This window comes from Paenibacillus agricola (assembly GCF_011440305.1).
Classification (GTDB): domain Bacteria; phylum Bacillota; class Bacilli; order Paenibacillales; family NBRC-103111; genus Paenibacillus_S; species Paenibacillus_S agricola.
Window position 1 is genome coordinate 58,605 of record NZ_JAAOIW010000010.1, and the last position, 12,529, is coordinate 71,133.

The window sequence follows — 12,529 nt, forward strand, 5'->3', positions numbered from 1 at the left end:
ACCTGATGGGTTTGCGAACTTTTTCCTTAGCAGAATCCCCCTCTATATAGAAAGGATAATTTATTATCCTGCCGACCATCCTAAGTGGGCACAGAAAACATTTGAAGGGAGCATGAATTCATATGAAACATTTTCGAAAAACGGTTTTTGTTTTGGCTCTTGCAGCTTCGTTAGGTGTTGGTACGCAGGCTTTTGCCGAGACGGGCACTAGTGGGGCAACAGGTACAGGTACAGGGACGAGCGGAATTTATGGGACGAGCCCGATGGATGGGACAGGGACAACAGATGGTACAGGATTGATGGGCACTTCAGGCACGGATGGCACAGGAACAATGGGCACAACAGGCACAACAGGCACAACAGGCACAACCGGTACAACAGGCACAACAGGCACAGGGATAAATGGTACAAATACCACGGGTACAGGAACTAATACATCAGGCTATGGAACGAACGTCACGAATAATACCGACCATCATTTGCTTGATCGGATGACCACTAAAGGAACCAAAAACACAGGTAATGGATACGGTGGAAATTATGATACGTACAGCTATAGAGCCAATGCAGATACGACTACTAAAGGCACCAATTGGGGATGGTTAGGCTTGCTTGGTCTGCTGGGTCTTGCAGGAATGCGCAGCAGAGGTCGTGATGAATCCCACGAGGGCATGAAATAACAAAGCTATGGTTCTGATTTAGTAACGCTTGAAGCAAATAGTGACCATAAAGCACGGTTATCACAGCATGCAGGTGGTAGCCGTCTTTTCATACCTTGCTTGTATAGAGTATAATCATTTTTGAACCGTTTATAAGTTCACAAAGAGGTTAACTCTTAAGTATACAGCCGGAGGATGATTATGCGTTTACGTGGAAGAAAAGGAATAAGAGAAGCTTTGATCGCACAGCCGGAGCTCATTATTTTGGAGCCAGCCGTTTATAAAGGGAAATGGAGTACACAATTCGGCAACGATAACCCGATTCATGTAGAGCTGGGGATGGGTAAGGGCAAGTTCATTAGTGAGCTTAGTTATCTAAATCCAGATATTAATTACATAGGGGTAGATATGTATGATGAGCTGCTGCGCAGGGCTGGTGAAAAAGCTGAGCTGGCGAGAGGCGCAGACGGCGGGAATATTGCTAATTTAAAGTTGGCTCTTTTTAATATTGAGAAGATTGAAGATATTTTTGATACTCATGAACTGGAGCGCATTTATTTAAATTTCAGTGATCCTTGGCCAAAAAAACGCCATGCCCGCCGCCGCTTGACCCATGCCGGCTTTGTTCGCAAATATACGGATATTTTGAATGACCGTGGGGAGATTCATTTTAAAACTGATTCACGCTCATTATTCGAATTTTCGCTGAATTCCTTTGCCGACATGAACCTGCGGATGCGTAATATTTCATTGGATCTGCATGCCGAAGGTGCACGCACTGATTTGGTGATGACTGAATATGAAACGAAGTTTTTCGAGCAAGGCGTAAATATTCACCGTATGGAGGTTGTCATAGGCAAACAGGCGATGGACGCCCATCTACAAAGGCTTGAGGAAATGGAACGATCTGAAGAGTAAGCAGAGGCTATTTTGCCAAACAAAGCTGTAAACAAATAAGAAGCATGCAATGCCTTCAAGAGTAGGCAAGCATGCTTCTTATTCGTGTTTGAACACTATTAATGCAACACATTAACCTTTAACATTTCCATAATAGCCTGGGAGCAATCTGTAGGATTATAGGTATTTATGTAAGGGTGGATATCAAAGGATGTTTGCGATACCTCCGAATAACGGTCAATAAGTAGCTGGAACCAATGGTCAATCGTAGCTTCAGACTTGATGGGCTCTCCATATCCGCGTTGGGTGAAATAGTGCATATTTTCTTCCTCTTGCCCAGGGATCGGCTGGTAGAAAAGCATCGGTATGCCTTTGGATAACCCCTCCGTACAGGTCATTCCACCAGGCTTGGTGATAAGCAAGTCGGAGACTTCCATCCATTTATCAACTTCATTCGTGAATCCCATTAACCGGATATTTTCATGCCGAAACCGTTCATCCTGAGATAATTCAGCAAGCGTTTTATCATTGCTGCCAACGCATATGATTAACTGCACCTTTTCTCGCCAGCGAGTGAAGTAATCCAACGATTCCTTGCTGTTCATCAAACCCCAGCCACCACCCATGACAAGCACGGTAGGCATGGTCTTCAACCCAAACTGTGCACGCAAGTCCTCCCGGTTATGGGGCTCCCAAAAGTTCGGATGGACTGGAATTCCTGTCACTTCAATCGCATCGGACTGGACGCCGCGGGTTAGCAGCTTGTCGCGGACATTGGAGGTGGACACTAAATATTTGTTAACCTCTGAGCTTACCCAAGTCCCATGTACATCATAATCGGTTATGACTGTACACAAAGGAATGTTGAGTCCAGCACGCTTTAAACGGGAGATGACTGCATTAGGAAGTGGATGTGTGCATACAATAGTGTCCGGTCGAAGCTGGTGGATCACAGCTGCCGTCTGTGCATAAAAAATGCGATGCAGTGCCAATTGGGCAAATCGGTTCAATGATTTTTTATACTGGGAACGGTACATCAGACCGTATAGCTTCGGTTGTGTAGTTACGGTTCTACGATAAGCATTAAGGATCAATGGAGCCAAAGTTGGGTGTAGAAACGAGCCAAGCTCTAGCACACGTGTTTGAATATTCGGCGAAAGCATACGAAGACCGACAGAAAGTGCTTGGGCGGCTTGCGTGTGTCCCGCTCCAAACCCTTCGGATAGTAACAAGACCCTTTTTTTACGCATTAGCTTTTTCACCATACCTCTTAAACAAATGATAACAAATGGGACTGATTTATCAAAAAAAAATTAACACACTAACCATTATATACCCAAAGATCCGCTAAGTGAATAATAAAACAGCCCCGAACGCCGCAGCAGTTCCAATAATACATCCTACCAGGCAATCTGATGGATAGTGCAGTCCTAGATACATACGCGAAATACCAACTAAAGATGCCAGAGGGATTAGAAACGGACCCAGCCAAGAATAAGTATAAAAAAGTGGAACCGTGATGGAAAATATAGCCGTAGTGTGTCCGGAAGGAAACGAATGGTCGGTTAAAGGTTTTTTGTATGTATTCGTATCCTTCAGAACAAGATAAGGTCGGAGCCGCGGATAATTTTTTTTGATTAGAGCAACAGGGATATGGCTAATAACTAATGCAATACAGCTTTGCAGACCTGCGAGCCTCCAATTTCCTTGACCGAACAGGCTTAAGCATAATGCTGCGGCAATGGTGAAGGTTGCGCCGCCAAGATGGGTAATAGTATTAAAGAAGTAGTCTAGGAAGGGATTCCGCATTCTTTGATTAATCCAATAAAATATTCGGTTCTCGCGCTGCTGCAGCCAGGACACGATCCGATTCATACCAATCGCCTCCCAATTAGAGTAGATAAGCTACACGAGATCCATGTTGTAATCGATAGGTAATCATCCTATTCAACTTGAGTATATACTTCTTTTGTTAATGGAGTATTAACCTTATATAAATACCTATTAAACAAAAGGAGCCTGTAGCATCCGCCCATAGAATTTGTGCAAGCCCTGCAATTATTGTATCATAATAATGGGTATGGCATAGCTTATGCCAAATTCAGCTTTGTTATCATCAAAGGAAGCGGACTCTACTTGATTGATTTATTTGAAAAGCCGTGAGAATCGATGAAAACATGGAAGAAATGCTGGATGGCAAAGAACCCGGTCGTTAATCATCATGAAATCTCCGCTAATTCACATTATCTGGCGTATGCAGGCTATAAGCGCCTTTTGACAAAAGGGGGGAAAGAGAGGAAAATCATACTCGGTTACCCACACAATGAAAATAAACCATCGAAGCTCATAGATGCATATGCATAATAGATAGAGAAAACTTTGGGGTACATAAAAAAAGGGGGATTATAAATGCTGGACAATATTATTTTGGGTGTTCAAGTTGTCTTGGCGCTGATCGGAGTTTATCAGCTTTTTTTGACGTTTTTCGGCTGGTACAGACTGAAGCCCAAGGCACAATTTGCACCACAAAAATCTTTTGCTATTCTGGTCGCTGCCCATAACGAGGAGCAGGTGGTTGGAGCCTTGATCGATAATCTGAAAAACCTGGATTATCCAAAAGAATTATACGATATTTTCGTGATATGTGACAATTGTACAGATCGTACAGCCCACATTGCACGGAGTATGGGGGTATATGCTTGCGAGCGGCAGAATCCGAAGCTTCGAGGTAAAGGTTACGCGATTGAATGGATGCTCAAAGAGCTTTGGAAAAAGCCGCGCAATTATGATTCAATCGTCATGTTTGATGCAGATAACTTGGTTAATCCTGATTATTTAATGCATATGAATAATGACCTTTGCAATGGTTCACGCGTTATTCAGGCTTATCTGGACACTAAGAATCCGAACGATTCTTGGATTACAGCCGCTTATGCTGTAACGTACTGGTACTGTAACCGCTTATGGCAGCTTCCGCGGCAAAACCTCGGTCTTGCTAACTTTCTCGGTGGCACGGGCATGTGCTTCGAGACCAAACTGATCAAGGAAATTGGTTGGGGTGCAACCAGCCTTGTTGAGGATTTGGAATTTACCATGCGGTGTGTACAACGTGGAATTAATCCCACATTTAATTATGATGCCAAAGTATTTGATGAAAAACCAATTACATTCAGGGCTTCTGCCAAGCAGCGCCTTCGTTGGATGCAAGGGCATTTCGATGTAGCCCGCAGATACTTCTTCCCTTTGTTTTGGCAGGGGCTGAAGGAAAGAAGCTGGTCTAAGATTGATACAGCGGTGTATGCGTTAAACGTATATAATGTGTTAATCGGTTCTGTGCTTTATATCGTGCTGTGGGGCGATATGATCATGCCAGGAGCGCCAGCTTTAAGATCATTGTTTGATTACGCTCCAGCATTGTTTATGACAATCGGGATTTTAAGCTTTATCCAATTCCCGCTAGCCTTGATTATTGAGAAGGCCAATTGGAGAACCTGGCTGTACCTGATACCTTTTCCGTTATTCATGCTTTCATGGTGGCCAATCACCGTGTATGCCTTCTTCACACAAAACAACAAGCAATGGAGCCACACCGAGCATACTCGTGTGATTCGGTTGGAAGAAGTGCAGAGCAAACAGGTTAGTTAATCATGGTTGACTTATCTACGTAGTGTATGCTATGATGTTCTAGTTGAAAAAGAAGAGGCGCCCGCTTCTCACCTGACTAACCTTGTGTTGGCTGGTTATAAAGCTAGAGTGAGTGTGAATATGGGTTTGATCACTTAAACTTTAACAGACGTGGGCGTTCGCTGCCCGCGTTTTTTTTATTTCAATCCATGGAGGTGGCAAGTTATTAGTACAGAGCATTTAATTAACGATGAGATTCGAGTGAAGGAAGTACGCTTGATCGGTGGAGATGGAGAACAGCTAGGAATCAAGCCGATTCGCGAAGCACTTCAGATTGCACTTGATGCCAATTTGGATTTAGTTAATGTTGCTCCGACGGCTAAACCGCCGGTATGCCGGATTATGGATTACGGGAAATTCCGCTATGAAACACAGAAGAAAGAAAAAGAAGCCCGTAAAAACCAAAAGATTGTGGAACTTAAAGAAATCCGCTTAAGTGCAACTATTGATGAGCATGACTTTCAAACGAAGCAACGTAATGTTGTGAAATTTTTGAATGAAGGCGATAAAGTGAAGCTAAGTGTTCGTTTCCGTGGCCGTGAAATTGCCCATGCAAGTATTGGGCAAAAGGTTCTGGAGCGGATGGCTGCCGATGTTGAAGAAATTTCTGTCATTGAACGCAGGGCTAAGCTGGAAGGCCGCAGCATGATTCTGATTTTGGCACCTAAGCAGCAAGCATAAATATTAAGGAGGATTCTATACATCATGCCGAAAATGAAAACACACAGCAGCCTTAAAGGCCGCTTTAAGATCACGGGTACAGGTAAAGTTATGAGATATAAAGCTCACAAGAACCATTTACTATCCGCTAAATCCAATCGTCAAAAACGCGTTTTGGGAACTAATCCCGTTATGGCTGCTGGCGATGTAAAACGATTGAAGCAGCAATTAGGCAACATTAAAGGTTAATTTCTAACGTTTGTATCCCACTTAAATATTTGGAGGTAATGAATCATGGCAAGAGTAAAGGGCGGGTTCGTGACTCGTCGTCGTCATAAAAAGATTTTGAAGCTGGCAAAGGGTTATTTTGGTTCCAAGCATCGCTTATTTAAAACAGCAAATCAACAAGTAATGAAATCCTTACTGTATGCATACCGTGACCGTCGTGCAAAAAAACGTGACTTCCGCAGATTGTGGATTACACGTATTAATGCAGCCGCTCGTATCAATGGCTTGTCTTACAGCAAATTCATGTATGGTCTTAAGCTTTCGGGTATCGAAGTTAACCGTAAAATGTTAGCTGATCTTGCTGTCAACGATCTGAATGCATTTAATGATTTGGCGAATGCAGCTAAACAAAGTGCAAATGCTTAAATAAATAATAAATAAGAATACCGCTATCCTTTGCAGCTTTGCAGAGGTTAGCGGTTTTTGCTTTATATCAGGCTTCTGGAGTACCCAGAAGATGGTAGGAGCCTGGTCGGAATTTGTCTATAATCTCATGTTATAATTAAGGATGATAGGCTCCATTTGATAATGAAAGGGCATCTGTTAATAATCCTAACAAATAAGCGACAAATTGAATTAAACTTAACTATAATCTAATAAAGCTTTAATTGTTTTCAAAACTTTGAATGGTATCATAAACATAAGGTGAATTCGTGGGTCTTTAGTCCCTAAAACTACAAGCTTCCATTTTTGTATAGAATGATCTGTTTAATGGAAGTTTGTGTACTTGGATATGCCTTGGCAACTTTGAGGAAATGGGTGAGCGAGCATGAATATTGTTTTACTTTCTGGTGGTTCAGGACTAAGGCTTTGGCCCCTTTCTAATGAACAGCGCTCTAAGCAGTTTGTACCTTTTTTTAAAGACGAAAATGGACATCCTGCATCCATGCTTCAAAATGTGTGGAGTCAGCTTAGCGAGCGTGGCCTTCACAAGTCTGCGGTTATTGCTACCGCAGTGGGACAGCAGGAGCTAATCCGAGAGCAATTAGGGCGCGGTATTGATCTGGTGCTTGAGCCAGCTAAGCGAGATACGTTTCCAGCCATCCTACTTTCCGTTGCCTATTTATATTCACATAGAGGAGTCTCGCGTGATGAGCCAGTAGCCATTATGCCCGTAGATAGCCAAGTGGGGGGATCATTTTACGATTCCTTGCTTAAGCTACCACAGGCCTTGGAAAGTACTGGCGCGAATATCGCTTTAATGGGGGTTAAGCCCACATTTCCTTCTGAGAAATACGGATATATAGTACCCAAAGCTATTTCCGAGGTTTCATCGGTAGCTTCTATAGAGATGTTTTATGAAAAGCCTAGTGCTAAAGAGGCTGCCCAATATATAGAACGTGGTGCATTATGGAACTGTGGCGTTTTTTGCTTTAAGGTGGGGTACGTGCTTGATTTGCTTGCCAAGATGGGACTTCCGAATACGTACGAGGAGCTGCTGCTGGCCTACTCCCATTTAGAAAGCGATAGCTTTGACCGTGTAGTCACAGAGAAAGAAGAACGAATTGCTGCCATTGTGTACGATGGAACCTGGAAGGATTTGGGGACCTGGTGCACACTGACAGAGGAGTTGGACGATCCGGTATCGGGTAAAGGCTTTATCGGGAAGGGCAACAAGAATGTACATATTATGAACGAGCTGGACATTCCTATTGTTGCCATAGGCCTGTCTGATATCATCATAGCAGCGAATAACGAGGGCATTCTCATCAGTAATAAAGAAGCTAGCGTTCATCTCAAAGATGCTTTGCTGCAAATGAAAGAGAAATCCTTGCTAAAGGAAGATAGCTTGGCGCTTATCGATCACACAGAACCGCAAGTCCGGACGATAGACCGTTCTGTGTTTGCGGATGGAACGATAGTTACTACTCGAAGAATTCAGCTTAAGGCCGGTATGGAAAAATCATTCATCCCCTTGGAGGATGGAAGAAAGCAAATTGTTTCTTGGACGATTATTCATGGAAATTCACGCTTAGTCAAGAAAAAAGAGACGAAGTTTGCCTCGGCAGGCTGGAATATTGTGCTTGAGGATAGTGACCATGCAACGCTTCAGGCATTGGATACCGTAGATCTTATGGAAATCATAACCGTGACCGGCGATCCTGTATTTGTAAACACGAATGAACATATAGATGGATATTTGGCTGGTTAACTCGGCAGGAGGAGAATTGACGTGAGAGAAAGAGCGGCCGTAAGGGAGAAAAGATCGCTAATCGGATATGATGCTGATAAGGTGCAGGCTCATTTTAATCTGCTCCAAATGGAAATCAAGGCTCTGGAAAAGCAAAGGCGGAAAGAGCATCAAATCTATATGGCCGAAACTGCGGAGCTATCCCAAGAAATTGAAAAAATGAAAGAGAAGGTCCATGAGCTTGACCAGATGGAAAAGGGATTAAAACAATGGATTCAAAGAAACCAGTAACATTTGGCATTGCATGGCTCGGGCTTCGCAAAAGCTGGACTCATGAACGTATCCTAGAGCTAGAAGAGCAGCTGAAAAAGCAAACGAAGCATCATGAGGCAGACCAGAAGCGAAGGAAGCGACGTTCAGAAGAATTGGGTAGGCAGGTCGACTATTTAAAAGAGGATATTGAAGGCAAGGAACGATATATAGAGCAATTGATTACGCAAAAACTGAACATTATGGACCGGAAGGGCTTTGAGCCTTCATTTGATGAAAGGGTCAAGCAGAAGCTTCGTTTAGGCGATTTAATGGTGGTAGAAGGCTTGATCACACAGTGGCAATTGAACGAAGCCATGGACCGCCAAAAGACATTTGGCGGACGGCTGGGCGACCTTGTTGTTGAGATGGGCTTCACCGACAAGGCTCGGGTTGCAGCTTTAATCAACCAGCAAGCGCAAAAGGGCCGATTGGGCGATATGTTGGTGGACACAGGTGCCATCACCCAGCTTCAGCTTAATGAGGCTTTGGACAATCAACGTAAAAGCGGCGGTATGTTAGGCGATATTCTGATGTCCCTGCGTTCTATTGATCCGGAGAAGTTATACCGGCAAATTGCCACCCAAAATAACCTCGGTCGAATTGGTACCGATTTTGCATTTGAGGATATTATTAATAAACTGCCGGAGACCTTGGCCAGAGAATATGATGCGGTAGTGATCAATAAGGATTTGAATCGCTTCTTGGTTGCCGTAGGCCAGCCTTTGTCGAATGAAACGGCTGCCTCGATTGAGGAACGATTGGGCATGCCTATAGAACAGGTACTGGCAACTCGCGATGAGATGGAGTATTTCTGGAAAGAAGTCTACCAATCCGAATTGATGGTAGAGAGTACCCAAAAGCTCGTAAACGAACAGCCGCAGAACTCGGCCCATATTACGTTTACTACTTCCCAATTAGTAACAACCGGCATTTTTGTAGGGTTATTCGTATTATGTATGATTATTGATTGGTTCCATACTTTAATTATTTTGAATGTCATGGTACAAATCTTTTACTTTTCGATGACGATCTTTAAATTTTTAATTGTTATGTTTGGTACGCGTGAAAATGCACAAATGCGATTTACCAAAGAAGAAATCGATGCCATAGATGAACGATCGCTGCCCATCTACACGATTCTGGTTCCGATGTATAAGGAAAGCGAGGTCATCCCGCATTTACTCGGCAATATCGAACAGATTGATTATCCTAAATCGAAGCTGGATGTAAGGCTGTTAATTGAGCAGGATGATATAGAGGCGCAAGAGCTGCTCAAGGAAATGAACCTGCCGCCTTATTATACGACGATCGTGGTACCGCATAGCTTACCCAAGACGAAGCCCAAAGCGTGTAATTATGGCTTGATTCGGGCACGCGGCGAATATGTCGTCATCTTCGATGCTGAGGACCGTCCAGATTCAGACCAGCTCAAAAAGGTTCACGCAGCCTTCGTCAAAAATGCTGATAATTGCGCATGTATCCAAGCCAAGCTGAATTATTTTAACAGTGAGCAGAATATGCTGACACGCTGGTTTACCCATGAATACAGCATGTGGTTCGAGCTGCTGCTACCAGGAGTTATGCAATTGGATATCCCGATCCCACTTGGCGGCACATCGAATCATTTTAAAATGAAAATCTTGAAGGAAATCAACGCATGGGATCCTTATAACGTTACAGAGGATGCTGATCTGGGGATCCGCCTTTATAAATCCGGCTACTCAACAGCTATTGTGGATTCCCGTACATGGGAGGAAGCGAACAGTCGTGTAGGTAACTGGATCAGGCAGCGTTCACGCTGGATTAAAGGCTATATGCAGACTTGGCTTGTCCATATGCGTAATCCCTTCCGCTTGTACAGGGAATTAGGCTTGAAGGGCTTTATGGGATTCCAGGTTATGGTGCTGGCAACCCCGATGCTGCCGTTGTTAAATCCGTTTTATTGGGTCATGATCATCTTATGGTACGGTTGGAAGGTACAATGGATTCCGCAATTTTTCCCAGGTCCTATTTATTATTTAGCAGCTATGGAGTTTTTAATCGGTAATTTCTTATTCGTTTTCAGCAATGTGGCAGGCATTTATTGGGTCATCCACGATTTGGAAAAACGCAAGGAAAATATTTTCTCCTACGGTCTTGTTAAGCATGCGCTACTTACGCCAATTTATTGGGTGCTCATGAGCCTGGCTGCTGTTAAGGCGGCATGGCAGCTTATCACCAAGCCGTTTTATTGGGAGAAAACTACCCATGGTTTATCGAAAAATGCGCCAAATACGTTTTCCAATAGTGCTACTCAGGATGGGGGGTAGTACGTCATGCCGGTCATGCATCGCAGCGTATACTGGGCGCTTTTTCTTTGTCTGTTTGCTTTAGAATTTTCTGCAGGCTACTATGTGAGCCATGTTATAGGCTATGTCCACTCCGACTCGATGAGCCGTGTGGCCAATGCATTTTACGTTTTATATAGCCGCGATCCGCATCTGGGTGCGATTGGCTTTGTCTGGAATCCTTTGCCCAGTATTATTGAACTGGTCCTGCTGCTGCCGTACCCTTGGTTCCCTGCTCTTGCCTCCTCGGCAATAGCGGGTGTGATCATGAGCAGTGTCTTCGCAGGGATGACAGCGGTCATTCTGGCTCGTGCTGCGATTGAGTTTGGGCAATCACGCTGGTTTGCTGTCCTGTTCAGCCTGAGCTTTAGCTGCAATCCTTTTATCTTTCTATTCGGCGCTAACGGCTTGAGCGATGCCCCCTTTATTTACTTTATCATGTCGGCTGTTATCCATCTATGCCACTGGATGCAAGGGCGCAGAGTGGGAAGCTTGATTAGAGTAAGCTTTATGCTGGCATTAGCCTTCTGGACCCGCTATGAGGCTGTCCCCCTAGGCGCTGCCTTGGCATTAGTGATTATTATCATTGTGTTCCGGGTACCGGCAAGCGATCCCAGATTGGAGCCTCCCATTGAGCGCAATTTGAGGTTCAAGCTGTATCACATTGAGGGAACCTGGGCGATGATGCTTGCCCCTGTTGTTTATTCAGGCTTGATCTGGATAGGGCTGAACTATTTAATTATGGGCAACGCACTTTATTTTCTGAATTCGGAATACTCCAATGTAGCACAGGCTCAAGGGTTGGGAACGGACCAGACGTTCGTTGATATGAAGGGCAATCCGTTTTTGGGCATCTTGTTCGTAGCTAAGAAAACGATGTATTATTCCGTTCCGCTGGCGAGTGTCATCTTGCTAAGGATATGGAATAGGCGGTGGCTGGTCTGGGATTTTCTGGTGCTGCTCTGTCTGTTTGCTTCGATTTTGGCACTGCAATTTTATATGCTGATGAAGGGCACCTCCTATGGCTGGTTCCGTTACTTCTTGTACGTATTGCCAATCACAGTAGCTTGGTTGCCCTATGAGCTTTCGCGGGTGAAAAAATCTTGGGTCAATTACAGCATTGTACTGGTAGGGATGGTAATTAGCGGCTACATCCTGACCAATGCTTTGATGAATCCCGAAATTGCCCCCGATGAGAACAAATACCTGCATGCTTACGAACATGCTACGGGCCAGCAGGTTGAGAAGGAAGTAGCTGCTTTTCTGGATACAGAGCTTGACGGCTATAATATATTGATGGATTCGTACTCGGCCTATGCGGTTATTTTGAATAGCCGGGCTCCAAGTAAATTTTTAATTACCAGTGATTCAACGTTTAAGGAATCTCTTCTGGATCCGGTTGGAACCGGGGTTGATTTTATATTGAGTCCCAAGCCTAATGCAAGCTCGGCTTCAAGCGCTGACAATTCGACTTATCTCAATTTTTATGAAAAAGGTACTTCATGGACTTCCTTATATAAGGAATTTGGCGGTAAGTGGAGGTTGTATAAAATTATTCGGTAATCGAGGTG

12 protein-coding genes and 1 other annotated feature are annotated in these 12,529 nt (G+C 44.0%); of the genes, 10 read left to right on the forward strand and 2 right to left on the reverse strand.

Annotated features, from left to right (window positions below):
- The first annotated feature begins 122 nt into the window (after positions 1-122).
- Both G9U52_RS24260 and trmB read left to right on the forward strand, forming a co-directional pair.
- A complete protein-coding gene (locus G9U52_RS24260; protein ID WP_166153241.1) occupies positions 123-680 on the forward strand; it encodes a WGxxGxxG-CTERM domain-containing protein in 558 nt (185 codons plus the stop codon).
- 180 nt (positions 681-860) lie between these two features.
- Positions 861-1,577 (forward strand): tRNA (guanosine(46)-N7)-methyltransferase TrmB, encoded by a 717-nt coding sequence (gene trmB / locus G9U52_RS24265; protein WP_166153242.1) that lies wholly within the window; start codon positions 861-863, stop codon positions 1,575-1,577.
- Between the two features lie 98 nt (positions 1,578-1,675).
- Here trmB and G9U52_RS24270 read toward each other — a convergent pair whose 3' ends face one another.
- Both G9U52_RS24270 and G9U52_RS24275 read right to left on the reverse strand, forming a co-directional pair.
- A complete protein-coding gene (locus G9U52_RS24270) occupies positions 1,676-2,806 on the reverse strand; it encodes an MGDG synthase family glycosyltransferase (protein ID WP_166153243.1) in 1,131 nt (376 codons plus the stop codon).
- 97 nt (positions 2,807-2,903) lie between these two features.
- A complete protein-coding gene (locus G9U52_RS24275; protein WP_166153244.1) occupies positions 2,904-3,431 on the reverse strand; it encodes a phosphatase PAP2 family protein in 528 nt (175 codons plus the stop codon).
- 534 nt (positions 3,432-3,965) lie between these two features.
- Between G9U52_RS24275 and G9U52_RS24280 the strand changes: the two genes are divergently transcribed.
- The 8 genes from G9U52_RS24280 to G9U52_RS24315 all read left to right on the forward strand — a co-directional run bounded on the left by G9U52_RS24280 (position 3,966) and on the right by G9U52_RS24315 (position 12,521).
- Positions 3,966-5,201 (forward strand): glycosyltransferase family 2 protein, encoded by a 1,236-nt coding sequence (locus G9U52_RS24280; protein ID WP_166153245.1) that lies wholly within the window; start codon positions 3,966-3,968, stop codon positions 5,199-5,201.
- Positions 5,202-5,244: 43 nt separating this feature from the next.
- Positions 5,245-5,384 (forward strand) — a sequence feature (ribosomal protein L20 leader region).
- 21 nt (positions 5,385-5,405) lie between these two features.
- The gene (infC, locus tag G9U52_RS24285) at positions 5,406-5,921 is read left to right on the forward strand and encodes a translation initiation factor IF-3 (protein ID WP_166153415.1); all 516 of its coding nucleotides are present in this window, start codon (positions 5,406-5,408) and stop codon (positions 5,919-5,921) included.
- A 24-nt stretch (positions 5,922-5,945) separates the two neighbouring features.
- Positions 5,946-6,149, forward strand: a complete 204-nt coding sequence (gene rpmI, locus G9U52_RS24290) for a 50S ribosomal protein L35 (RefSeq protein ID WP_076229692.1) — start codon at positions 5,946-5,948, stop codon at positions 6,147-6,149.
- 45 nt (positions 6,150-6,194) lie between these two features.
- Positions 6,195-6,554, forward strand: a complete 360-nt coding sequence (rplT, locus tag G9U52_RS24295; protein ID WP_166153246.1) for a 50S ribosomal protein L20 — start codon at positions 6,195-6,197, stop codon at positions 6,552-6,554.
- Between the two features lie 403 nt (positions 6,555-6,957).
- Entirely contained in the window at positions 6,958-8,340 is a 1,383-nt protein-coding gene (locus G9U52_RS24300) for a sugar phosphate nucleotidyltransferase (protein WP_166153247.1), read from the forward strand.
- A 21-nt stretch (positions 8,341-8,361) separates the two neighbouring features.
- Positions 8,362-8,610 carry a hypothetical protein gene (locus G9U52_RS24305; RefSeq protein ID WP_166153248.1) on the forward strand — a complete coding sequence of 83 codons (249 nt, stop codon included), beginning with the start codon at positions 8,362-8,364 and terminating at the stop codon, positions 8,608-8,610.
- Positions 8,589-10,940 carry a cyclic di-GMP-binding domain-containing protein, MshE-related gene (locus G9U52_RS24310; RefSeq protein ID WP_166153249.1) on the forward strand — a complete coding sequence of 784 codons (2,352 nt, stop codon included), beginning with the start codon at positions 8,589-8,591 and terminating at the stop codon, positions 10,938-10,940. Before G9U52_RS24305 ends, G9U52_RS24310 begins: the two co-directional genes overlap by 22 nt.
- Before the next feature lie 6 nt (positions 10,941-10,946).
- A complete protein-coding gene (locus G9U52_RS24315) occupies positions 10,947-12,521 on the forward strand; it encodes an ArnT family glycosyltransferase (protein ID WP_166153250.1) in 1,575 nt (524 codons plus the stop codon).
- The last annotated feature ends 8 nt before the right edge of the window (positions 12,522-12,529 follow it).

Excerpts from the sequence above, each read along its gene's own strand:
- rpmI (WP_076229692.1), top strand. The coding sequence starts at position 5,946 with ATGCCGAAAATGAAAACACACAGCAGCCTTAAAGGCCGCTTTAAGATC.
- G9U52_RS24280 (WP_166153245.1), top strand. The coding sequence starts at position 3,966 with ATGCTGGACAATATTATTTTGGGTGTTCAAGTTGTCTTGGCGCTGATC.
- G9U52_RS24260 (WP_166153241.1), top strand. The coding sequence starts at position 123 with ATGAAACATTTTCGAAAAACGGTTTTTGTTTTGGCTCTTGCAGCTTCG.
- trmB (WP_166153242.1), top strand. The coding sequence starts at position 861 with ATGCGTTTACGTGGAAGAAAAGGAATAAGAGAAGCTTTGATCGCACAG.
- G9U52_RS24275 (WP_166153244.1), bottom strand. The coding sequence starts at position 3,431 with ATGAATCGGATCGTGTCCTGGCTGCAGCAGCGCGAGAACCGAATATTT.
- G9U52_RS24300 (WP_166153247.1), top strand. The coding sequence starts at position 6,958 with ATGAATATTGTTTTACTTTCTGGTGGTTCAGGACTAAGGCTTTGGCCC.
- rplT (WP_166153246.1), top strand. The coding sequence starts at position 6,195 with ATGGCAAGAGTAAAGGGCGGGTTCGTGACTCGTCGTCGTCATAAAAAG.
- G9U52_RS24310 (WP_166153249.1), top strand. The coding sequence starts at position 8,589 with ATGGATTCAAAGAAACCAGTAACATTTGGCATTGCATGGCTCGGGCTT.
- G9U52_RS24315 (WP_166153250.1), top strand. The coding sequence starts at position 10,947 with ATGCCGGTCATGCATCGCAGCGTATACTGGGCGCTTTTTCTTTGTCTG.
- G9U52_RS24270 (WP_166153243.1), bottom strand. The coding sequence starts at position 2,806 with ATGCGTAAAAAAAGGGTCTTGTTACTATCCGAAGGGTTTGGAGCGGGA.